Consider the following 25225-nt stretch of genomic DNA (forward strand, 5'->3'; position numbering starts at 1 on the left):
TCTCTACATCACACGCTTAAATAATTTTTCTAATTCGTATTTTGAAAAATTAATGATTATTGGACGACCATGTGGACATGTAAATGGATCTTCCGCTTCTCTTAATTGATCAATTAAATCAGACATTTCATGTTTTTGTAAATAATGATTCGCTTTAATAGATTTTTTACATGACATCATGATTGCTACATCTTCACGTAATTTTTTAATATCTACTTTTTTCTCTTCCAAAATTAGCTCAATCATATCTTTAATGATTTCTTCTACTTCATCTTTAGGGAACCAAACTGGATAGCTACTTACAATATAATCATGACCACCAAAATGTTCTAACATGATACCTACTTGTTGAAGCTCATTTTTATATTGATCAATGACTAATTGTTCATCCTTTGAAAAATGAAATGTTAACGGGATTAATAAATCTTGTACTTCATTGGTAACTTCACCTATTTTATCTCGAAAATATTCATATTTTATTCTTTCTTGAGCTGCATGCTGGTCAATCATGTACATGCCAAATTCATTTTGAGCAATAATATACGTCCCATGTACTTGGCCAACAATTTCCATATATGGAATTCTTCGTTTAGGGTCTTTACTTTTTGTTCCTTTAATATCGTTTACATCATAATAATCATCAGACGCTTTATTCTCATAATTTTGCACAGATGCATCGTCATTTGAATCAAATGTTTGATCCATTTCTTGTAAAATTTCTTGTTGTTTTTTGAAGTAGTCTTCATCTTTTTCACGTGTATTATTATAACCAGAAGATTCATCATCAGTTATTAAACTTTCAGATGTTTTCGTTACGAATGGATTATATGAATCTTCTTTTATAACTATCTCATCGTTTTGATTTTCTGCCATAAATGACTTACTGTTACTTTCTTCAGATGAAAACGTCTTCTCTTGGTTATTCTCTGTGTTTTGTCTTTGTTCAAATTCGATTTTTTGTTGTTCGAATGAATGTAATACTTTATTTTTTTTTGGCACATAATCCAAGTTATTTTTAGGAATTAATATACGGTCTTTAAATGCTTCTTGTATTTTGCTCACAATCAATTGGTATAGTTGCTCTTCTTTTGATAAACGCACTTCTAGTTTTGTTGGATGAACATTTACGTCTACTAAGATTGGATCCATTTCAATATTAATATAACAAATCGGGAACCTACCTATTGTTAAGAGTGTATGATACCCTTCTAAAATCGCTTTATTTAACATAAAGTTTTTAATGTATCGTCCATTAATAAAAATAGAAATATAGTGCTTATTACTTCTAGAATGTTCAGGCTTTGCAACAAAACCTTCAATGTGATAATCACTTGTATCTCCAGATATATGTACTAAATCTCGTGCAACTTTCATCCCATAAATCTCTGCCATCACTTCATTAGTTCGTCCTGAACCATTTGTACTTAACATTGTTTTGCCATCTGAAATGAGTGCTATTCGAATGTCCGGATGGCTCATTGCCATTCTGTTGACAATATCTGTTATTTTACCTAGTTCAGTGTATAAACTTTTAATATATTTTAAACGTGCTGGTGTATTATAAAATAATGATTCTACAAGTATATCTGTTCCTTTTTTCGCTTTTGCAGGCTTATGATTTAATATTTCACCATTTTCTACATATATTTCATTTCCATTAGCATTATCCGTGCAAGTCTTCAATGTTACTTTAGCAACTGATGAAATACTGGCTAGTGCTTCACCACGGAATCCTAATGTCCTAATATGAAATAAATCTTCATCTTGATCTAATTTACTAGTCGCATGTCTATGAAATACTAATCCTAAGTCTTCCGCTTCAATTCCGCTTCCATTATCGACTACGCGAATAGATTGGACGCCAGATTCCTCTACTTCAATGCTTATTTCTGTAGCGCCTGCATCTATAGCATTTTCCAACAGTTCTTTCACAACAGAACTCGGTCTTTCAACTACTTCACCTGCTGCGATTTTATTTGCTAATGAGGTTTGGAGTTCTTTAATTTTCCCCATTTTGCAACACCTCTATTTTAATTGATTTTGTAATTCACTTAACTTCACCAATGCCTCAATTGGTGTCATATTAGATAAATTCAAATTTTTAATTTGTAGTTCAATCTCGCTTTCTTGATCATTTTCAAACAAATCAAATGATGCTTGTTCAAAGTCTTTTTGAGATAAAGTATCAGTTGTTTCTTCAACACTTAAGTTTAAATTTTCTTGATTAATTTCAGGTTCATTTTCGACCATTTTTAAATTTGATATCGATGATTTTTTACCAGCAGACGCTTCAAACTCGCTTAGGATCACTTGTGCTCTGCTAATAACTTTTTCAGGTAAATCAGCTAATTTCGCAACTTGAATACCATAACTATCGTCAACTGCACCATCTTTGACTTTATGCAAGAATATAAGTTCACCTTTATATTCATTAGCAGCGACGTGAACATTTTTTAGACTTGGTAATGCTTGATCTAATGTTGTCAATTCATGATAATGTGTTGAAAATAACGTTTTAGCATGTGATGTTTCAGCTACATACTCTATCATTGCCTGCGCTAAAGCTAAACCGTCATACGTTGAAGTACCACGTCCAATTTCATCGAAAATAATCAAACTATCCTCTGTTGCATAAGTTAATGCCTTTTGTGCTTCTAGCATTTCTACCATAAACGTACTCTTACCTGAAACCAAATCATCTGCCGCACCTATTCTAGTGAATATTTGATCAAATATAGGTAACACTGCCTCTTTACAAGGGACATAAGCTCCCATTTGGGCCATTATACTAATTATGGCAACTTGTCTCATATATGTCGATTTACCAGACATATTCGGACCTGTAATTAAATATATAAATGTTTCATTATCTAATCGACAATTATTAGGCACATAGTCATTATAATCCATTACTCTTTCCACTACTGGGTGCCTAGATTCCACTAATTCTAATGTTTTATTTTCACTAAATGAAGGCCTAGTGTAATTATATTTTTGAGCAATTTCTGCAAAGCTCTGTAAACAATCTAGCTCTGAAATAATTTTAGCTTGTTGTTGTAAACGTTCAGTATATTTTTTAACTTCTTCACGTAGCTGAACAAATAATTGATATTCTAATTCGATGGCTTTGTCTTCCGCACCTAAAATGATATCTTCTTTTTCTTTAAGTTCATCAGTTATAAAACGTTCAGCATTCGATAACGTTTGCTTCCTCATATAACCAAATTCACTTGGTTCAAAATTTTGCAAGTTGGCACGTGTTATTTCTATAAAATAACCAAACACTTTATTAAAGCTTATTTTCAATGATTTTATTCCTGTACGTTGTCTTTCTTTGGCTTGTAATTCTGCTAACCATGTTTTTCCGTTTTTTGAAGCTTCAAGATATTCATCTAATTGCGTATTAAAACCAACTTTGAATAGTCCGCCATCTTTAACTGAAATTGGTGGTTCTTCTACTAAACTCTGTTCTAATATATCAAGTAAATCATCAAGGGGTTCTAGTTGATTAACTTGTACAAGCGTATTCTGATTCATAGAATTTAGTAATGCTTTAATATTCGGTATTTCAGAAATGGAATGTTTAAGTTGAATTAAATCTCTCGCATTAACATTTCCGTAACTAACACGCCCAACAAGACGTTCAATATCATACACTTGATTAAGATATGTTCTTAAGGTGTCTCTTTCTATGAAATGAGCACTAAATTCATCAACGATATCTAATCGTGCTTCAATTTGTTCTTTACTTATTAGTGGTCTATCTATCCATTGTTTTAAGCGGCGTGCTCCCATTGGTGTTTTCGTTTCGTCCATTAGCCAAAGTAGCGTTCCTTTTTTTGATTTTAATCGAATGCTTTCCGTTAACTCAAGGTTTCTCTTAGCATAAAAATCCATTTTCATATAATCTATAGCTGCATATTGAACAACATCCTCGATATGCGATAAATCACGTTTTTGTGTATGATGAATATAATCTAGCAATAATTGTGTCGCTTGATACATTAATTTATGTTCAGTTTGATTCACACTATAGATTTCTGATGATAACGTTTCCCTGACTGTTATTGTTTCTGTCACCATATTAATTTGTCTTTTTAAATTATCGGAAATATTGTCATTGATAACAACTTCGTTAGGGTTTATCGTCGTAATTTCATTTAATAAAGTCGCTTCATCATTAAAATGTGTAACCTTTAATTCGCCAGTAGAAACATCACAGTAACTAAGCGCAATTTCAGGTTGATTCATAACAAAACTTAAAATATAGTTATTTTGTTTATCATCTACACCACCTTGCTCCATCACAGTTCCTGGAGTCACAATTCTTACTACCTCACGTCTAACCATACCTTTCGTTTGTTTCGGATCTTCCATCTGTTCACAAATAGCTACTTTATATCCATTATTAACAAGTGTATCTATATAACTATCTGCAGAATGATACGGAACACCACACATCGGAATTGGATTTTCTTTTTTAGCATCTCTTTTAGTCAAAGTAATTTCAAGTACACGTGATGCCTCCTTGGCATCTTCATAAAACATTTCATAGAAATCACCTAGTCTAAAAAATAATAAGCAATCTTGGTATTCTGATTTTATTTTTAAATATTGCTGCATCATTGGTGTAACATTAGACATATTATTTCTTCACAACCCTTGTCTCTTTTTAAAATTTGTCTTTACAATATATTCGTTTGTAAGCTTTTTAATTATTAATTATTTAACTTATACATTTTAACATACTTACTTTTACAAACCTATTCATACCATATAATCACGAAGCATCTTAAATGTATAAGAAAACGCCTCAAACCTAATAAAATGTGTCAATAGCATGTTTAGAATTAAATTAAAATTCTAACATTCAAGACATTTAATTAAGTAAGGGCGTTCAATATTAAAATGAACAATGACTCTGTTTGAAATCATATATCATAAATTTATTTTATAAACCTTTGAAGAATACCACGTTTTTTTAGAGTAATTAATAAGAAATAACTTATAATAGATCCGATAGCACTTGAGACTATGAACGTAATCATTAACGGTTTAATGAAGAAGTCTTGAAGCCCGAGGAAATATGCTAATGGTATACAAATTAAACTTCCGATGACACCAGTTCCAAGTACTTCACCGACCGCGGCCATGAATATATGTTTACGATATATGTAAAACATACTAGCCAATAAAACTCCAATCATACTACCTGGAAATGCAAAAGCTGTACCAGTACCAAAAAGAACTCTTAAAATTGATGATATAAGCGCTTGAGCTAATCCATACCAAGGACCTACTATGACCGCACTTAATACATTTACAAAATGCTGTACTGGTGCTGCCTTAACTGGTCCTAGAGGAATGATGATAATACTGCTTAATACAACATTTATTGCAATTAAAAGTGCAGTTATAGCCAGTTTTCTTGATTTCATATGATTGTTCTCCTTTTTGTTTGTAATTAATCACTATGTTTGGCTTTATTATGGTCATTTAAACGTGTTTCCATTGTTGATACAAACATTTTCAATAATTGATTCGCTTCATATTGTGAAGTTTGAAACTGTTCAACTATGGGCAATGTATTTATTTCTGCTTCTATACTTTGAATGGTATGTTCCGACTGTTCTAGCGCATTTTGTTTCCCGTAATTTTGAAAGTTTACTGCTTGTTTTTGATGCTTTTTTAACATATCCATTTTAGTCTTTATCGTTTGGTTCTGATGAATCTGTGCTTCAATTTGTTGATATGTTTTGATAGTATCCAAATTTTTAATTTTATTTGCAATATTATCCGCTTGTTTCAACACGTCATCTTTATTATACATTTATTGAATCACCATTTCCGGCTCTACTTCCTTTACAAAACTGCCATTTAATGAATACTGTTTAGCTTCATCTATTCGTACTTCCACTAGTTTACCAATCATTTCTTTAGGCGCTTTGAAATTAACTAGCTTATTTTTATCAGTGTAGCCAGCAAGAACCTGATCATCTTTTTTACTACTACCTTCACAAAGTACTGTTACAGTTTGTCCTTCGTACTTACTCATAGCTATTTGTGAATAATGACCAACTTTTTTATTCAAACGTTGCAATCGTTCCTTTTTGACATCTAAAGGTACATTATCTTTCATTTTAGCAGCAGGCGTACCATCACGTTGTGAATACAAATACGTATATGCATGTTCAAAACCAACTTCATCATACAAAGTTAAAGTTTCTTCAAATTGTTCCTCTGATTCATTTGGATACCCTACAATAATATCTGTAGTTAATGCTACATTTGGAATTCTATCTTTGATTCGTTTTACTAAATCCAAATAACTTTCTCGTGTATATTTTCTACCCATTATTTTTAATACTGCATTATTTCCAGATTGAACTGGCAAGTGGATATGAGGAACGATATTACCACCCTCTGAAATAACATCAATCATGTGATCTGTGAAGTCCCAAGGATGACTTGTTGTGAAACGAACTCTTGGAATCGCTATTTTAGAAATTGCTTGTAAAAGGTCTCCTAAGTCATATTCTATATCCTGTAAATCTTTACCATAAGAATTTACATTTTGACCTAAAAGCGTTATTTCTTTGTAACCTTCACGAGCAAGTTCACGTACTTCATCTATAATGTCTTCAGGTCTGCGGCTTCGTTCTTTACCTCTTGTAAATGGAACAATACAATATGTACAAAACTTATCACAACCATACATAATATTGACCCATGCTTTAATGTTGCCTTCACGGACTTTTGGAAGATTTTCAATAACGTCTCCTTCTTTAGACCATACTTCAACAACCATTGCTTTAGATAAGTATGCTTCTTCTAAAATTTCTGGTAAATGATGAATATTATGTGTACCAAATATCATATCTACATTTTGATACGATTTTAAAATTTTATTCACTACTGACTCTTCTTGTGACATACAACCACAAACTCCGATTAAAATATCAGGTCGTTCTTTCTTCAAATGCTTCAAATTACCTATTTCACTAAACACTTTGTTCTCGGCATTTTCTCTAATCGCACATGTATTAATTAAAATAACATCTGCAGTGTTAATATCAGTCGTTGCTTGATAGCCTAATGCTTCAAGTATACCAGCAATGACCTCAGTGTCATGTGCATTCATTTGACATCCATATGTTTTAATTAAAAATGTACGCTCGTTCCCCATACCGCGATATTTTTCATCAATTTGGAAATCTCTATTATAACGAACTTCTTGTTTACCTCTTTTTTTCGCTTCTTTTAAATTAGGCGGTTGATAAACATGTTCAAAATATTTACTATAATCTTTTTCTGCTTTCTTATCTCTCTCAGCTAAAACATCCACAGAACTTGCTTTTCTTTGTTCTTCGTTCACTTTACAAAATCCTTTCTATTTGCCCGTATCATTTAATAATTATATTAAATTTAACTATAAAGTGCAAAAACAGTTAAAGTTATACGTCATCTCTAACAAGCCAATTCAAATCCAGTTTACTTCACTTTTAATGTTATTCATCATATTTTTCAGTTAAAGTTTCAATAGTGATGCCATCTGGCACATGATAAAACTTAACTTGGCTAATAATACTTGGACATTCAAGTTCCACCATTCGTTCATTTAATGATTGTATTAAAATTAAACATTCATTCATATTTCCTTGTACTGTCGTTTCTAACGGACCTACTCTAAAATGCAAACCAGATTCGTCAATTATTTTAATCGCCTCGTCTACGTAAGGTATAACATTGTCATTGTTTGGTGTTTTAGGAATTATTTGTATACTCATTAATGTGTCTTTCATTTTTAAAAACTCCTTTATTTTTTGTAATAGTAAAAAACTGAGTAGCATAAATGGATCTGTTATAAATACATTTATACGACTCAGTTTTAATTATTAAATAAATTGTTCAGTTAATGCATTGAAGGTGTCTTCAGTAATTTTGATATCTCTTTTAGCAAGTGGTGTATCATCTAACTCTTTAATTTGAGATTCATATGATGGTGTTTCTTTATCTTGATAAACAATACCAGTTACTAAAGATTCATGTTCAATAACAGTTTTAGTCGCTAATTGTTTATCTGTAGAATCATAATTTTCAATGTCATCAACACTTGTTAAATGTTCTTTAAACCAATCGTATGTGTTAATTTTATTATAAGTCACACATGGTGAAAAGACATTAACGAATGAAAATCCATCATGATTAATTGCATCTTCAATTAGTTTTGTTAATCCTTTAATATCGCTTGAAAAACCTTGGGCTACAAATGTGGCACCAGATGATAATGCTAATTCTAAAGGCGCAACATTTTTTTCTATATTACCTTTTGGCGTTGTTTTAGTAACAAATCCTACTGCTGATGACGGCGATGTTTGTCCCTTTGTCAAACCATAAATTTGATTATCCATGACTATATACGTCATGTTCATATTTCTTCTTAAAGCATGGATTGTATGCCCCATACCTATAGCATAACCATCACCATCTCCTCCAGATGCAATAACAGTTAAATCTTTATTCGCCATTTTTACACCTTGAGCTAAAGGTAATGCACGTCCGTGAATAGAATGAACGCCATAAGAATTAATATATCCTGAAAGACGGCCAGAACATCCTATACCGGTGATGATAGCTACTTCTTCAGGTTCTAACCCTATATTTGCGGCTGCTTTTTGAATTGCAGCTTGTACTGAGAAATCGCCACATCCAGGGCACCAGTTAGGCTTAACATTATTTCTAAAATCTTTAAATGTCGCCATCTATACCATCTCCTTTATTTCAGTAGCAATTATTTTGCCTTTTACTTCGATTTCATGTGGTAGGAAAGGTGTCCCATCATACTTTGTATAATTTTCAATCTTATCATGAATATTGACATTCATTTTTATAATACTAGCCAATTGTCCTTGATAATTGTGCTCCACTACAACGACTTTCTTCGCTTTATTAACTGCATCTTGAATAACGCTTGTTGGGAATGGATGCAATTGTCTAATTTGTATAGTGTTAACTTTTATGCCTTGTTGATTCAAACGGTTACTACCTTCTTGAATTGCACCTTTTGTAGAAATAAAACCGATATAAAGAATATCTGCATCTTCATGTTGTAAGTTAGCTTCTACTGGCGATTCAATTAGTAACTGCTCAATTTTACGCATTCGTTTTTCCATTTGTTGTTGTCTATTTGATGCAGATTCACTAGGTTTACCTTCTTCATTGTGTTCCACACCAGTTATATGATGAATACCTCCTTTAATACCGGGGATAGGTCTAGGAGAAACACCATTGGATGTTAACGCATAACGCTTGAAATAACCTTTATCATCTTCTTCACGTTCAATATCAGATTGAATGATTTCACCACGTTTAATTTCAATGCGATTATAATCTAATTTTTCAACAGTTTGTTTACCTAAAGATAATTGCAAATCACTTAAAACTATAACAGGGCATTGATATTGTTCTGCTAAATTAAAGGCTTCCATAGTTAAATAAAATGCATCTTCTGCATCAGTTGGTGCTACAACTATTTTTGGAATATCACCATGTGTACCATAAATCATTTGCATTAAATCTGACTGTTCTTGTTTCGTAGGTAATCCAGTAGAAGGTCCACCTCGTTGAGTATTAATAATGACTAATGGCGTTTCAGTCATACCAGATAATCCAATTGCTTCCATCATTAAAGATAAACCTGGACCAGCACTAGCCGTAAACGCTCTGACTCCACCATAATTTGCACCAATAGCCATAGTTACAGCAGCAATTTCATCTTCTGTTTGAATAACCGCTCCGTTTACTTTAGATATATTGGCAATCATATATTCCATAACTTCAGACGCAGGTGTAATAGGATATGCCGCCATAAATTGTGAACCTGCAGCAATTGCACCTAATCCAATGGCATCGTTACCAATCATATATAGATGTGGTAGTGCATCTGTTGACTCTAATTCAAAGTCCCCGTCGATTTCAGGTAAGCGGGATTGCATTAATTGATAACCTTCGTTTAATGCTTGGATATTGACTTCAACTACCTTGTCACCTTTTTTAGAAAACATATTAGTAATAAGTTCTTCAAATGTATTTGTATTCAAATTCATCAATGCGCTAGTAGCACCTATTGCAACCATGTTTTTCATTAATGCTGTACCTAATTCTTTAGCGGTTGCTGTAAAAGGTAATTCAATAAGCTGTGCATGACATCCTTCTGGTTTCACAGGTTTAGCCTTGGCATCAGCTAAAATAATACTGTCTTCTCTCATTTCATGATGGTTAACATCAATTGTTTCTTGGTCAAATGCAATCAAAATATCTAAATCATCACTAATTGCATGAACAGGCGTCGTAGAAACTCTAATTTTATTATTCGTATGTCCACCTTTGATACGACTTGAAAAATGTCTATATCCATATAAATAATATCCTTTTCTATTCATAGCCGTAGCGAAGATTTCCCCAGTTGATTCAATACCTTCGCCTTGTTGACCGCCAACTTTCCACGATAATTGTGGTTTCATAGTTATATGCCTCCTATGGATATATTTCATATTAAATGATAACAAAAAGAACCACCGATTTACTATGTAAACAGTGGTACTATATTAAATTCATACTAATGGACGATAGGGTCCAATTCGAATGTTTACTTACGTAATTTTAAAATGTTGAAAATGGATGGTCATCATTTATCAATATACGTTCGATGTGCTTTGTTTTACCTTCTTTGTCTAAATCAATAACAACACCAGATAATACACTTCTACCTTCATTTGGAACAACATGTCTTTGTGGCAAACTAGTGATAAAACGCTCAATTACCTCTGTTTTATTTATTCCTAAAATGCCATCATAAAAACCTGTCATACCAACATCCGTTATATACCCTGTCCCCTTTGGTAAAATACGTTCATCTGCTGTTTGAATGTGTGTATGCGTTCCAACAACAGCGCTAGCTCTACCATCTAAATGCCATCCCATTGCATACTTTTCAGAAGTTGTTTCTGCATGAAAATCAACAAATATAAACGGAGTTTGTTCTTGTGCTTCCTTGACTAATTGATCTGCCTTTTTAAAAGGATCATCAATATCTGGCATAAACGCTCTTCCTTGCAGATTAATAACTGCAAGTTTAATATCATTAATTTGTATAAATCTCATACCAATTCCCGGCGCTTCATCCGGAAAATTCGCTGGTCTTACTAGACGTTTTGCTTCATCTATAAAATCATAAATTTCACGTTGACCATATGTGTGATTACCCATAGTCATGAAATCTACACCATTTCTTAGTAATTGTTTATATATTTTTTCAGTCAAACCTTTACCATGTGCTGCATTTTCAGCATTTACAATTGTAACTGTTGGTTTATACTTTTGCTTCAGTTGAGGTATGTACGTTTCAATTGCGTCTCGTCCAATTTTACCTACGATATCCCCTATAAACATTATTCTCATGTTTTGTTCATCCTCTCATAAATACTAGTTTAATTCATACGTTCTAATATTTAAAGTAAATATTAAATTCTTTGAATTATTTTTCTTCAATTATAAAGAGACATTACTTTGTCTGAAAACTTCAATATGTTAGTATTAAGACATCAAAATAAATAGGAGTTGTAAATAAATACATGTCTATTAATATTGATCCAGAAAAATTTGCAGAATTAGTGGTTATGTCTAACCCATCAAAATTCGAAGATGCAGAGGATATAGCTAAAGAAAGTTTAAAGCTTTACATTAATGCATATCGTTTAGCAGAGAGATATTCAACAATTGCAACAAATTGTTATGATACTGCAGAAGTTATAAAAGAATTAAAGAAAACAGATTTACAATTAAAATAACTCAACTTAGAAATAAATCCTAATTAATATTGCAGAAGAGAAGATGTGTTACATCTTCTCTTCTTTTTTATTGGATAGAAAAGCAATCATCTTTATAGGTTTACATAATATAAATATAGTAATTGCGAAGCCTAAAACATTTTTATTAAAAGCAATAACTTCTTATTTAATATAAGGTCCGTCTTACTTTCAAATAACTACTGTTTAATATAGTTATTACCGATAAAGTGCTGTCTAACTAGATTAAGACTACAACTTAAAAAAGCTCCCTCACTAATTTGTGAGGGAGACAAAAATTATTTCGCATATTCTACTGCTCTAGTCTCTCGAACAACTGTCACCTTGATATGACCAGGATATTGTAATTCATCTTCAATCTGATTTTTAATATCTCTAGCCAATCGATAAGATTTTAAATCATCAATTTCTTCAGGAGATACAATCACTCGGATTTCTCTACCTGCCTGAATCGCAAATGCTTTTTCTACACCATCATAACTTTCTGATAACGTTTCTAAACGTTCTAATCGACGAATATAATTCTCTAATGTTTCTTTTCTTGCACCTGGACGAGCCGCAGACAATGCATCTGCAGCAGCAACAAGGATAGATATAATAGATGTAGGTTCAACATCACCATGATGAGAATGGATTGCATTAATAACTGTTTCATTTTCACCATATTTTTTCGCTAATTCTACACCGATTTCAACATGACTACCTTCTACTTCATGATCAATTGCTTTACCAACATCATGTAAAAGTCCAGCTCGTTTCGCTAATGTCTCATCTTCGCCTAGCTCAGCAGCTAACATACTAGCAAGATGCGCAACTTCAATTGAATGTTTAAGTACATTTTGACCGTAACTCGTACGATAGTTTAAACGCCCTACAATTTTTACTAAGTCAGGATGCATATTATGTGCGTTCACTTCAAATGTAGCTTGTTCACCTGCTTCTCTAATAATATCGTCTACTTCTTTTCTAGCTTTTTCGACCATATCTTCAATTCTACCTGGATGAATACGTCCATCAGATACTAAGTTAACAAGTGCTGTTCTAGCAATTTCTCTTCTTATTGGATCAAAACCAGATAATATAACCGCTTCTGGTGTGTCATCAATAATTAAATCAATGCCAGTTAAAGTTTCAAGTGTGCGGATGTTTCGTCCTTCTCGTCCAATGATTCGACCTTTCATCTCATCATTAGGTAAGTTAACTACTGATACCGTTGATTCACTTGTGTGATCTGCTGCTAATCTTTGTACTGCTGTAGCTAATAATTCTTTTGCTGTTTTATCAACTTTTTCTTTAGCTTCTTTTTCTTTTTCTTTAACAAGTACTGCAATATCTTGTGACAGTTCTTCCTCTACTCTTTGAAGTTGCTCATTAATAGCTTCTTCTTGAGTGAGACCGGAGATGCGTTCTAATTCTTGTTCATGCTTCATTATTAACGTTTGAACACTACTCTCTTTTGCATCTACTTGTTGTTGTTTTTCTTCAATTTTTGATTCTTTTTGCTCTAAAATCTCATCTTTTTTATCTAATAGATCAGATTTGCGCTCTAAGTTTTCTTCTTTTTGAAGAAGTCGGGTTTCTTGTCTTTGAAGTTCGCTACGTCTTTCTCGTAGTTCTGCTTCAGTTTGTTCTCTTAGGATTTGGTTTTCTTCTTTTGCCTCAAGTAATTTCTCTTTTTTGATATTGTCAGCTTCTTTATGTGCTTGATTTACAATATCTTCGGCAGTTTGTCTAGCTTGTGATTGCTTTTGAAGCAACAAATTTCGGGCAACAACATACCCTCCAACAACTCCTAGAATGATCCCCAGCAAAATGAGTAGGAGGCTTAATAAATTCACACAAACACCTCCTTTTCTAGGGTTTGCTCTTTATATGAAATTCAATATGACTTTATGAAATTATATATAAATCATACAAATTAATTGTACGGTTTATAGGAGATAAGTGTCAAGTTATCAATTTGCACTTTTGCACTATATTGAATGCTATTTCTACTATTTTCTAAAGTTTTGAAGCTCGATTATAAAACTATTGATAATGTAATAATAAATAAAATAAAAAACCTTATAGTCTCGATTTGTAGTGTATCCCATAAAGTTAGATATTATTCTAGCTTTATGAGATGAATATCACTTTCAATCAATCCTATAAGGATATTTGCTAAGTTTAACTATAGATATAAATTTGTGTACTATTCTTCGTCAAATAATGACTTTGGTGCATCTTCTGTTTCTTCAACATCACCATCAGATATACCTAATTTTTCTCTCAATTTACGATCAATTTCTTCTTTAATTTGTGGATTTTCTTTCAAGTACATTTTAACATTTTCCTTACCTTGACCCATTCGTTCGCCATTGTAAGAATACCATGCTCCTGATTTATCAACGATGTCGTTTTCAACACCTAAATCAATAAGTTCACCCTCTTTAGAAATACCTTGTCCATACATAATATCAACTTCAGCTACTCTAAATGGTGGTGCCACTTTATTTTTAACGACTTTAATTTTAGTTCTATTACCTACAATTTCTTGTCCTTGTTTAAGCTGTTCTGCACGACGTACTTCTAGTCTTACTGAACTATAGAATTTTAATGCACGTCCACCTGGTGTAGTCTCTGGATTACCGAACATAACACCAACTTTTTCACGAATTTGGTTGATGAAAATAGCAGTTGTATTTGATTTAGAAATAGCACCTGAAAGTTTACGTAACGCTTGTGACATTAAACGAGCTTGTAAACCAACGTGAGTGTCTCCCATTTCTCCTTCAATTTCAGCTTTAGGTGTTAAAGCAGCAACTGAGTCTACAACTACAATATCAACTGCACCACTTCTAACAAATGCTTCGGCGATTTCAAGACCTTGTTCACCATGATCCGGTTGCGATAAATATAAATTATCGATATCTACGCCTAATGCTTGAGCATATTCTGGATCTAAAGCATGTTCAGCATCGATAAATGCTGCCACCCCGCCATTACTTTGTACTTCAGCAATAGCGTGAAGCGCTACTGTTGTCTTACCAGAACTTTCAGGACCATAAATTTCAATAATTCGTCCTTTAGGATAGCCACCTACACCTAGCGCATTATCTAATGTAACTGAACCAGTTGATGTAGTTGAAACTCGGCGACCTATATTGTCACCCAACTTCATTACGGCACCTTTACCGAAAGATTTCTCCATATTTTTAATTACTGTATCTAAAGCTTTTTGACGATCGTTATCCAAAGCGAGACCTCCTAATTGAAATTGCTATCTTTTAATTATCTTACCAATACTATACAAGGATTCAAAATAAAATACAAGTGTTTTGCGAATATTTGTTCGTATAAAATCTTGAAATCAAAACGCAAAAACGAACAAACGTGCTTATATTTTTATCGATAATACAATTAATTTGTTGTTCTAAGCCAATTTAATAATCTTATGAGCGCATAATTTTGACTTCTGTTCTTTAATAAATTTCTAGATTTAGACATTTTAAATTGCTCAGTTTTAAATTCAAAGTTATTATCATAGCCTATATGAACTACACCATCATACTCTAATAGAATAATTGCTGATGACACATTAAACAATTTATTAACAAATTGCACTGCATCTTTTAATTGCTGCTCAATAGGTTTATTAATATCAACAAAGTTTTCATTGTGATTAATCATACCCTTTAGAACATCGTTTAAATCCACTTCTTTCAATCGATGATATAAAGCACCATTAGTAATACCATCATATATTACAAAAGGTTCATGAATTTTCTTTATTACAGCTTGCTCAATTAATGTGTCATCTGAACCATAATAATATTCTCCAATACGATCAAGAATTTCTTGTTTAACAGGTTGAATCAATGATTGTGCTTGTTCTTTTGAGTCGGCATTTGCAGTCAATCTAATATATACTTCATGACTTCCCGCCAAAGGCGCAATCGTAGGATTAGTCTGTTTATCGATAAGATCTATTAATATTGTTTCTACTTTAGATTCACCTATTCCCGCAAATCTTAATAGTTCAGAATGTATAATTCGATTATGGTTTATAAAATGTGACAACAATTCATTTTTCACCATTGGTTGCATTTCTTTCGGTGGACCTGGTAATAAAATAATTTGTTTGTTTTCAAAATTCACCATCATTCCTGGAGCCATGCCATGATGATTTGTTAATACAGTTGAACCTTCAATTACTAAAGCCTGTTGTTTATTATTAGGTGTCATTTCTTGTCCTTGTTCCTCAAAATAGCTTTCAATATATTTTAAAGAAGGCTCATCAATAACTAAATCTTTACCAACAATCTGGGCCACTGTATGCTTCGTTAAGTCATCTTTCGTAGGACCTAAGCCACCTGTTAAAATAACAGTATCATATTTTTCTAGCGCATGACGTACACTTGATTCTAAACGTTTTTTATTATCTCCAATAACTTTATGTTCTAATACATTTTGTCCAATTTCATTAAATACTTTAGATAGAAATTGTCCGTTGGTATTAGCGATTTGACCTAGCAATAGTTCTGAGCCTACAGCAATAATGGCAATTGACATTTATATCCCCCTTGTATCGTTTAATTCATTTTTTCATGTATTTCATTTAAAAATTCACATCAATTTTAGATTCAATGTATCAGATGCTACTACAGATTTTCCCTAAAAAAATGAACAAATATTGTTTTACAATATATCATTATAAACAATTGCGTGGCTAATTTCTAAAATTGGGATTAAAAAAACTAGATTCCATATGAAAATGAAATCTAGTATAAACAAATATTTATTTTTGTTTAAAAACATCTCTACCTTTATAAAAGTATTCAATACCAGATAAGATAGTAAAAATAACGCCAATGTATAATAAAATTTGTCCTAATGACAAACCAATCAATGTTGCCAATGGATCACCTAATAACAACCAAGTAATTGCTACCATAGTAACTGCTGTTTTAATTTTACCTAATTGACCAGCTGCACTTACGAATCCTTGTTCAATTTGTAGTAAACGTAAACCAGTTACGGCAAATTCTCTGGCAATAATAATGATTGCTACTACAGAATTTGTTAGTCCTAGTTGCACAAGTACAATTAAAGCACTTGCAACTAATAATTTATCCGCTAATGGATCCAAAAATTTCCCCATATTTGTAACTAAATTCCATTTTCTAGCTAAATAACCATCAACAAAATCGCTAAGGGAAGCCAATATAAAAATAAAACCACTGATTAATAACTCAATTCTTATTTCATATCCTCCTAGAAATGACACATTGCCAAATCCAAAATCAACTAACGCAAACAATATAAAAACTGGTATTAACACTACTCTAAAAACCGTAATCTGGTTCGGAATATTCATTATACATCCTCATTTCTCACTAATTTATTTCTGTTAAAATATTAAAACTAACATGATCCATAACAATAAAGTTATTAAAACTGTAATACCCATGATTACTAATAATTGTATTGGCTCTTTTGATTTACTCTTATAATCTAAGTCTTTATTATTATTGAAAACTGTAATTACTTCGTCCCATTCGGCTTGGTTCGATGGAATTTCATCTTGATGAGCTTGAATTAATTGGTTAGGTTCAATATTTACTACGCTTGCATATTTTCTAATAAATCCTTCGCTGTAATTTTTATTCGGTAGTTGATCGAATTCATTATTTTCAATATGCACTAGCATTTCACGTTTAATTCCAGTACGTTGCTCTAATTCTGTTAAAGTCATTCCTAACCTTTCACGTCTACCTTTTAGCGCTTCACCGACCGTTTTCAATTCATAGCCTCCTTACACTTACTCGAAGAAACCAAAACCACCACCAAACGGATCTCCAAAATCTAAATTATTCTTACTTTGGACTGTCTGTTTCTTCATTTCTTCGTAATGTATTTCTTGATTTTCATTTTCTCTCAATTCGATAATATAGTCAAAATCTTCCATTGTACAAGTACTTGTTTCAACAAATAAATCTGGATGTTCAACGACTTTGATTGATGGTAACCTCATAACTTCGTTAACAAGCTCTTGATGTTTTGGATTAGATTCTCTGGCAGTAACTGCACCATCAATAATGTATACATGATTGGCATCATATTCCCCTTTAATTAGAGAGCTACGTACAGTTTGTTTTATTAAAGTAGAACTAATAAATAACCATCTCTTATGTGCACAAACACTTCCCGCAACAATTGATTCAGTTTTACCAACCCGTGGCATACCTCTAATGCCAATCAACTTATGACCTTCTTCTTTGAACAATTCAGCTAAAAAGTCTACTAACAAGCCTAAATCTTCACGCTCAAATCGAAAGGTTTTCTTATCTTTTGCATCTTGCTCAATATATCTTCCATGTCTTACTGCAAGACGGTCTCTTAATTCTGGTTTTTTAAGCTTTGTTATTTCAATTTCATTTATACCACGAGCTATTTGCTCAAAACGTTCAACTTTTTCAAGATTGTCTGTTTTAATTAAAAGGCCTCGTTTACCTTGATCAACACCATTAATTGTAACAATACTTATACCTAACATACCTAATAAACTAGATACATCACCTAAAAGACCCGGTCTATTAATTTCAATTTCGTATTCTAGGTACCATTCTTTTTTCTCTGCAACTGTCATGGTGAACCTCACCCCTTGTTTAATTAACAAATTATGATTCATTGTAATATTCATATTATAACATCAATCATAAAAACATTTGCTCATAAAAATAGTTCTATATTTTAAATATACCAAGCACCATTAACTTTCTGTATAGTTCCAGTAACACTTCTAGCATTTGGGTGATATAAATAGGCGCATGTATGAGCAACCTCACTCGGTAAAACCAATCGCTGTTGTGGTAATTCAGTTATCATTGCTTGAAGTTCATCTTCTTGCCACTCACTTGCCATATTACCGGCTACAAATCCAGGTGCGATAGCATTTACTGTCACTGATGTTAGTGCAAGCTCTTGACTAAGCGCCTTAACGAAACCTAATTGTGCACTTTTCATCGCCGAATAAATAGTTTCCATACTAGCTCCTGTCTCACCCCAAATTGATGAAATTACAATAATTCTTCCATTGGCACTTTGACGTAAAACATCAACGAAATATCTACATAATCGAATTAATTGCAAGACATTTAACTGATAACATGCATCAATATCATGGTCTTTCATATCTTGTAAAACACCATATAAAGACTGACCACTTGCATATATTAAACAGTCTAATGATTTAATGTCACCAAATGTTTTGTCAATATCAATTGTTTGAGATAAATCCGCTTGTATAAAACGAACTTTATCATCATTAAATTTGCTAGTTAATTCATTTATATCAGTACGATAATATTGCACATAAACTTCAAATCCATCAGTTAATAATTGTTTGACTATCTCAGAACCAATTGAACCAGAACCACCTAATACTAATGCTTTCATTACTTTTTAATCTCCAAACGACTATCGACTTGCTGATCTAAATTTAAATATAACGATGACGTTTCGTTAATACTATCTAACGTGATATTTTCAACAATGTCTAACATGTCAAACACGCTAACACCTTCAAAATACAATTTAGTATATTGATTAGCAATATATTCAGGTGAGTTTAAACTTGATATGAATTCACCTATAAATTGCTTTTTCAAAAGTTCAAATGCTTCTGCATCTTGGAAATTGCCTTTTTTATCACGCAACTCATCTAATAATAATTTTTTTAATTTATCTGGTTCTTCAGTAGCACTTGTCACGATTGAAAAACTATACGTCGGCTCTAGTACAAATTGATAACCAAATGTATCATCGATAAGTCCTTCGTTTAATAAATTCTGATAAAAATCTGTTTCTTCCCCAAAAATTAACTCAAAGAATAATGACATTTCTAAATCACGTTGTACATATTTTTGAGGCGCTTCTTGTAATGGTTTATTTTTAAAACCAAGCATTAGTCTTGGTGATTGAATTTTCATAGATTCAGTAACAAATGCTTCTTTAACATCCTCCGGTTCATCAACAAGTCCTCGTTCGATTTTGGGTTGGTTAACTTTATTACGAGCATCCTCGTGTTGTTTTACTATTCGACATATTGCTTCAGGATCCACATCGCCAACAACAAATAAAACCATATTTGATGGATGATAAAACGTTTCATAACATAGATACAAATCATCTTTTGTAATATCGTATATACTTTCTACACTACCGGCAATATCAACACGTATTGGATGTTGTTGATACATTGCACGCAATGTATTAAACATTAATTTATATCCAGGTTGCTCTTGATACATTTTTATTTCTTCTGCAATAATACCTTTTTCTTTATCAACAGTTTCTTTTGTAAAATAAGGCGTTTCAACCATTGTAAGTAAACGTTTAATGTTGTTTTCAATATTATCAGTTGCACTGAACAAGTAGCTTGTACGATCAAAGCTTGTAAACGCATTTGCTTGTGCGTTATCTTCAGCAAACGCAGTAAATAAGTCTTCTTCTTCTTTTTCAAATAATTTATGTTCTAAAAAGTGAGCAACTCCATCAGGTACAGTAACAAATTGGTCTTGTCCAAGGGGTTTGAATTGATTATCTAATGAACCAAATTGTGTAGTGTAAGTGACAAATGTCTTTTGAAAACCTGGTTTGGGGATAATAAATAATCGTAAACCATTTTCTAATTCTTGTTCGAATACTCTTTCGTCTATTAATTCATAATAACGCTCTTTCATTATTTATCCCCTCCTTTTGTCAACACATAGATTGTATCTAAAAATGCTTTTTCAGCAACAGAAACAATATCTTCGCGACTTACCTTCTGTATATCATTTATAAATGTTTCTTTGCTTTGTGGTTGCTCTAATAATATTTGGTTATGCATAATCTCTATAATACTTTTCGGACGATCTTCAGATTCATATCGATGAGAAATGATTACTTTTTTAGCTAACTCTAATTTTTCTTCAGTGAAATCTCCTGCTTTTATTTTTTCAAATTCACTTATAATAGTGTCTTTTGCAGTTTCGTACTTATCACTTGAAACCCCACTCAAAACAAATAAATAGCCATTTTTGCCATCAATTTGTGAATGTATAGAGTACGCTAAACTTTGCTTTTCTCGCACTTCATTAAATAAAACAGATGAAGGATCTCCTCCAAACATCATGTTAAATACAACAAAAGCAGCATATCCACTTTGTCCATATTGTGTTGGAAAACGATATCCCATATTTAATTTAGCTTGATCCACGTCATCATATTCAACAATATAATCAACTTCTTCATCGTGTAAATGATGTGTAGAATGTTGGAATTGATGTTTATCGAATGGTTTAAGTGCAAATTTTTCACGTATTTGTTTCTCAACACTTTCAGGTTCTACATTGCCGACAACATAAACAGAACATTGATCATTATTAATCATTGATTGATATGTATGATATAGTGTTTCAGCAGTAATATGTGGGATTTGTTCTAGTTGTCCTGTAGATAAGTATTTGTATGCTTCATTTTCAAACATATGGTCGAGTAATTTTAAAAACGAATATTGTGCTTTGTTATCTACCATTGCTTCTATTTTTTTGGCTAATAATGTTTTCTCTTGGTTAACAAAATTATCATTGAATGCTTTATTTTCAATTAATGGATTCCAAATGATTTCTTGTAATAAATCTAATCCTTGATTAAATAATGATTCACCGTTTCTTAAATAGCGTTCATTAACAATTTCTAATGAAAATGTAATGACATGCTGATCTTTGAATTTTGAAATTGTACTATTCACATACGCACCATATAAATCGGCTAAGTGATTATTAAACGACTTATCGGTTGGCCATTTCTTAGTTGCTCGAACTAATAATTTGCTTAATAATGATCTAGCTGTAATTGTGTCATATTCTAAAGGTGCCATAAATTTAAAAACTATAGTAGTTGTTTTAAATTTAGTTGTTGGTGAAACTTTGATATGTATATTTGGTTGAGATTGTCTACTCAAATATATAGCCTCCTCTATATCTTCTTACATCTATATTTTTCTAGTGATTTTAAATTGAACTAAGCTATTTTTCATATAATTTAATGAATACAAAATAGGTTCATCTAATTCATTGTAGTGCGTAATTTTTAATAAAATCAAACCTTCGTGTGGCGAAGCATTCAGTATTTCGGATATTCGAGGTTCATAATTTACCGCTTCAATTTCTGTATCAGCATAACAAATATTATGATTACTTTGTTCTTTTATCGCACTTAGAATCGATCCATTGCTCATTTGATACTCTGTACATGTTAATTCTTTTTTAGCAATTTTATCTAAACAATAGACGACCGGTTCTCCATCGGCAGTTCGTAATCGTTCTATAATGGTTACTGGATATCCTTCTTCAACGCTCAACAAATTTGCATCTAACATAGTTGCTGGTTGCTCATCAAAATTTAAGTATTCAGTTCCGCATTCAAATCCTGCATTTTTAATCATTTGCCCAATACTTATAAGTTCATTCAATGGATAAAAGAAAGGGGGCAGTGACTTAACACTTGTGCCCTCTTCAAAATTATCTTTAATGACTTGTTCAGTAATCAATGCCTGAATTGCTTCATAAACATCGTCGGTTTTTACATTTAATTCTCTGGCAATTGATAAATTACTTGGAAGTTGGTCACCATATTCCAATTTATTTTGCTTAATCAAATTTAAAATGTATTGTTTAACGTTATATACCGCATTCATTTCTGACATTTTTTTACACCTCGTCATTATTAAGATCTATTAAAACTTGTCTAGGCTTGCTTCCTTTTTGTGGACCGATTACCTGATTGCGTTCTAAATCATCCATCAACCTAGATGCTCTATTATAACCAATTCTAAATTGGCGTTGTAACAATGATGTACTTGCCTTTTGTTGTTCAACAACAAACAAATACGCTTCATCATATAAAGCATCTTCACTTTTCATTTCCGATTTATCCACTGGTGCATCTGGTTCCATTTCTTTTACATAATTTGCCTGTTGTTGTTCTACTACATAATTTACAACATCTTGCACCTCTTGGTCACTTAAAAACGCCCCTTGAATACGTGTTTGTGATGAGTCACCATTTCCAACGTATAACATGTCACCTTTACCAAGTAACTTTTCTGCGCCGCCAGTACCAATAATAGTTCTTGAATCTGTTTGAGAACTCACAGCAAAAGCTATTCTAGATGGAATATTATTTTTAATGATACCTGTAATTACATCCACAGAAGGTCTTTGTGTCGCTACAATTAAATGTATACCTGCTGCACGTGCCATTTGTGTAATACGTTGAATCGCATTTTCAACTTCTTTACCAGCTACCATCATTAAATCTGCAAGCTCATCTACAATAACAACGATATAAGGTAATTCTGGTTGCTTCTCATCTAATTCTTGATTTTGCTTACGGATTAATTCGTTATAACCTTTAATGTTTCTAGTTGATGAATGTTGGAATAAATCATAACGTCTTTCCATCTCAGCTACAATTTTTTCTAAAGCTTGAGCAGCTTTATGAGGATTTGTAACAACCGGAATTAATAAGTGTGGAATTCCGTTATAAACATTTAGTTCAACCATTTTCGGATCGATTAACATAAGTTTAACTTCATGCGGCTTAGCATTTAATAAAATACTTGTAATAATACCATTTATACAAACAGATTTACCACTACCCGTCGATCCTGCCACCAATAAGTGTGGCATTTCATTTAGTGGAACAGTAATTGGATCACCTGATATATCTCTTCCTAATCCAACTTCTAGTTTATTATTAGACGGGAATTTTTCATCTAAAACTTCTTTTAGTGAAACTAATGAAATTTTCTCATTTGGCACTTCAATACCTACTGCAGAACGACCAGGTATTGGCGCTTCGATTCTAACATCTTTTGCTGCTAAAGCTAATGCAATATCATTATGCAAGTTTACAATTTTACTCACTTTAACCCCTTGAGCTGGTTGAATTTCATATTGAGTTACTGCAGGACCAATTTTAATTTGTGTCACTTTTGCATTTACCCCAAAATCTTTTAATGTATTCTCTAGTACTTGTCCTTTACGTTGCACTTCAGCTTTAGATGTTGCTTTTTGTTTTGCAGGTTGATTAAGTAAAGTTAACGGTGGAACAACATACGATACATTCGTAACTTCACCAGCTTCTTCAATAGTGTTTTCACTTTCAACACTGTTATGAGTTTGTTCTGTTAATTGTTCTTGCTGATCTGCTTGATGATGATTTACGATGTTATTCGAACTATTCTCTGCATCAAACACTCGCTTTTTCCGACTTGGTTGACTCTGACTTTTACTTTCATTTTCAGTATGCCCATAAATTGGAATATCTCTTTCTTGAGGCACTTCCGTAAAATCACTCACATCTTTTATTTGTGGCTGTTCATTTTGACGTGCCTTTTGTTCTTCTTTAAGTCTCGCTTTTTCTTCACGCTTCAATTGTTTTTCTTGGTTTCTTTCCGACATTTTTTCATTAAATGAACCGAACCAAGCTTTTATATTTTCCAGTACAACTTTTGCGACTTCACGATGTTGATGGTTTGTTAATAAAATAACACTTGAGCATAATAATAAAATAGTAATAATACATACACCAAATAATGAAATTAAAGGTACGCTTAACTCTAATAAATAAAAGCCTAATACACCGCCACCAAAATTTGGGAAATGACTGTGTTGGTATGACTGATACACATAAGAAAGTACAGGTTCTCTTTCAGCTTTGATACCACTATTAAAATGAAAAACTAACTGTGATACAAATAGCAATGCAATTTGCAATACAATCGAACCAGCCGTTCGTCTAGTTTTAGGAATACGTTTAGAGTATGTAATAAAACCAGTTGCTAAGAGTACTAAAATATATGTTAAATATCTACTGTACCCAAATAAATAATTAAAGAAGCTGTCAATTAGACGACCTATTATTCCTAATTGGAAAACACCCAACACCATTAATACAACTACTAAAATAGCTATGACATAACGTATCGGATTATCATTCTTCTTTTTCCTCGAATTTGTTCTTTTTTTTGATGTTGTTTTTTTCTTAGCTGTCGATTTCTTTTTTGCTTGTGCCAATTGACGCACCTCCTTATGTTGCCTTAGTTAAAACGACGTTATTATATATAATTTCCTATTTGATGTTTAGAATATGTAGTCCAAACAGACGATGAAAGAGGTTAGAACAATATCATCTATGTATCAATTTACTTAAGATAACAGATTAATCGTTACCCCTTCAATTGACCATCATAAAATATAAGTAAATTGTCCATGACAACCATTATATTTCAGTGACTTGTTCTGACCTCTTTTATGTTAATGACTTTT

The 25225-nt window shown here is 32.2% G+C and carries 21 protein-coding genes; 1 reads left to right on the top strand and 20 read right to left on the bottom strand.

Annotation, left to right across the window (positions count from 1 at the left end):
• Positions 1-3 precede the first annotated feature (3 nt).
• The 9 genes from mutL to IDG63_RS02405 all read right to left on the bottom strand — a co-directional run bounded on the left by mutL (position 4) and on the right by IDG63_RS02405 (position 11460).
• On the bottom strand, positions 4-2013 hold the full coding sequence (mutL, locus tag IDG63_RS02365; protein WP_000516265.1) for a DNA mismatch repair endonuclease MutL: 2010 nt from the start codon (positions 2011-2013) through the stop codon (positions 4-6).
• Between the two features lie 12 nt (positions 2014-2025).
• A complete protein-coding gene (gene mutS / locus IDG63_RS02370; protein ID WP_000073352.1) occupies positions 2026-4644 on the bottom strand; it encodes a DNA mismatch repair protein MutS in 2619 nt (872 codons plus the stop codon).
• 302 nt (positions 4645-4946) lie between these two features.
• Positions 4947-5438, bottom strand: a complete 492-nt coding sequence (thiW, locus tag IDG63_RS02375) for an energy coupling factor transporter S component ThiW (RefSeq protein ID WP_000842277.1) — start codon at positions 5436-5438, stop codon at positions 4947-4949.
• Between the two features lie 26 nt (positions 5439-5464).
• On the bottom strand, positions 5465-5830 hold the full coding sequence (locus IDG63_RS02380; protein WP_000282386.1) for a YlbF/YmcA family competence regulator: 366 nt from the start codon (positions 5828-5830) through the stop codon (positions 5465-5467).
• Positions 5831-7375 carry a tRNA (N6-isopentenyl adenosine(37)-C2)-methylthiotransferase MiaB gene (gene miaB, locus IDG63_RS02385; RefSeq protein WP_001001521.1) on the bottom strand — a complete coding sequence of 515 codons (1545 nt, stop codon included), beginning with the start codon at positions 7373-7375 and terminating at the stop codon, positions 5831-5833. It lies immediately after the preceding gene.
• A 133-nt stretch (positions 7376-7508) separates the two neighbouring features.
• Positions 7509-7802, bottom strand: coding sequence for a thiamine-binding protein (locus tag IDG63_RS02390; protein WP_000655666.1), 294 nt, complete (start codon positions 7800-7802; stop codon positions 7509-7511).
• A gap of 93 nt (positions 7803-7895) precedes the next feature.
• Positions 7896-8762 carry a 2-oxoacid:ferredoxin oxidoreductase subunit beta gene (locus IDG63_RS02395; protein WP_000190138.1) on the bottom strand — a complete coding sequence of 289 codons (867 nt, stop codon included), beginning with the start codon at positions 8760-8762 and terminating at the stop codon, positions 7896-7898.
• Positions 8763-10523 carry a 2-oxoacid:acceptor oxidoreductase subunit alpha gene (locus tag IDG63_RS02400; RefSeq protein WP_000804317.1) on the bottom strand — a complete coding sequence of 587 codons (1761 nt, stop codon included), beginning with the start codon at positions 10521-10523 and terminating at the stop codon, positions 8763-8765.
• Positions 10524-10662: 139 nt separating this feature from the next.
• Positions 10663-11460: a TIGR00282 family metallophosphoesterase gene (locus tag IDG63_RS02405; RefSeq protein WP_001222105.1), complete on the bottom strand. Its 798-nt coding sequence runs from the start codon at positions 11458-11460 to the stop codon at positions 10663-10665.
• Between the two features lie 173 nt (positions 11461-11633).
• Between IDG63_RS02405 and IDG63_RS02410 the strand changes: the two genes are divergently transcribed.
• Entirely contained in the window at positions 11634-11849 is a 216-nt protein-coding gene (locus tag IDG63_RS02410; RefSeq protein ID WP_000026308.1) for a hypothetical protein, read from the top strand.
• Positions 11850-12145: 296 nt separating this feature from the next.
• Here the strand turns inward: IDG63_RS02410 and rny are convergent, their stop codons facing one another.
• The 11 genes from rny to IDG63_RS02465 form a co-directional block, all read right to left on the bottom strand.
• Entirely contained in the window at positions 12146-13705 is a 1560-nt protein-coding gene (rny, locus tag IDG63_RS02415; RefSeq protein WP_001050913.1) for a ribonuclease Y, read from the bottom strand.
• 353 nt (positions 13706-14058) lie between these two features.
• Complete coding sequence (gene recA / locus IDG63_RS02420) at positions 14059-15102, bottom strand: recombinase RecA (protein WP_000368166.1); 1044 nt, start codon at positions 15100-15102, stop codon at positions 14059-14061.
• A 164-nt stretch (positions 15103-15266) separates the two neighbouring features.
• Complete coding sequence (locus IDG63_RS02425) at positions 15267-16418, bottom strand: CinA family nicotinamide mononucleotide deamidase-related protein (protein WP_000020361.1); 1152 nt, start codon at positions 16416-16418, stop codon at positions 15267-15269.
• Between the two features lie 226 nt (positions 16419-16644).
• Positions 16645-17223, bottom strand: a complete 579-nt coding sequence (gene pgsA, locus IDG63_RS02430) for a CDP-diacylglycerol--glycerol-3-phosphate 3-phosphatidyltransferase (protein WP_001025093.1) — start codon at positions 17221-17223, stop codon at positions 16645-16647.
• A 33-nt stretch (positions 17224-17256) separates the two neighbouring features.
• Positions 17257-17649, bottom strand: a complete 393-nt coding sequence (locus IDG63_RS02435; protein ID WP_000859443.1) for a helix-turn-helix domain-containing protein — start codon at positions 17647-17649, stop codon at positions 17257-17259.
• 18 nt (positions 17650-17667) lie between these two features.
• On the bottom strand, positions 17668-18495 hold the full coding sequence (locus IDG63_RS02440; RefSeq protein WP_086095890.1) for a YmfK family protein: 828 nt from the start codon (positions 18493-18495) through the stop codon (positions 17668-17670).
• A 104-nt stretch (positions 18496-18599) separates the two neighbouring features.
• Complete coding sequence (gene ymfI / locus IDG63_RS02445; RefSeq protein ID WP_000646227.1) at positions 18600-19304, bottom strand: elongation factor P 5-aminopentanone reductase; 705 nt, start codon at positions 19302-19304, stop codon at positions 18600-18602.
• The gene (gene yfmH / locus IDG63_RS02450; RefSeq protein ID WP_000664766.1) at positions 19304-20590 is read right to left on the bottom strand and encodes an EF-P 5-aminopentanol modification-associated protein YfmH; all 1287 of its coding nucleotides are present in this window, start codon (positions 20588-20590) and stop codon (positions 19304-19306) included. Before yfmH ends, ymfI begins: the two co-directional genes overlap by 1 nt.
• The gene (gene yfmF, locus IDG63_RS02455; RefSeq protein WP_000089941.1) at positions 20590-21855 is read right to left on the bottom strand and encodes an EF-P 5-aminopentanol modification-associated protein YfmF; all 1266 of its coding nucleotides are present in this window, start codon (positions 21853-21855) and stop codon (positions 20590-20592) included. The genes yfmH and yfmF overlap by 1 nt, the downstream gene beginning before the upstream one ends.
• A gap of 30 nt (positions 21856-21885) precedes the next feature.
• Positions 21886-22599 (bottom strand): GntR family transcriptional regulator, encoded by a 714-nt coding sequence (locus IDG63_RS02460; protein WP_100127015.1) that lies wholly within the window; start codon positions 22597-22599, stop codon positions 21886-21888.
• A 4-nt stretch (positions 22600-22603) separates the two neighbouring features.
• Complete coding sequence (locus IDG63_RS02465; RefSeq protein ID WP_000035773.1) at positions 22604-24973, bottom strand: FtsK/SpoIIIE family DNA translocase; 2370 nt, start codon at positions 24971-24973, stop codon at positions 22604-22606.
• Between the last annotated feature and the right edge of the window lie 252 nt (positions 24974-25225).

This window comes from Staphylococcus sp. EG-SA-14 (assembly GCF_017151935.1).
In the GTDB taxonomy this organism is placed as follows: domain Bacteria; phylum Bacillota; class Bacilli; order Staphylococcales; family Staphylococcaceae; genus Staphylococcus; species Staphylococcus aureus.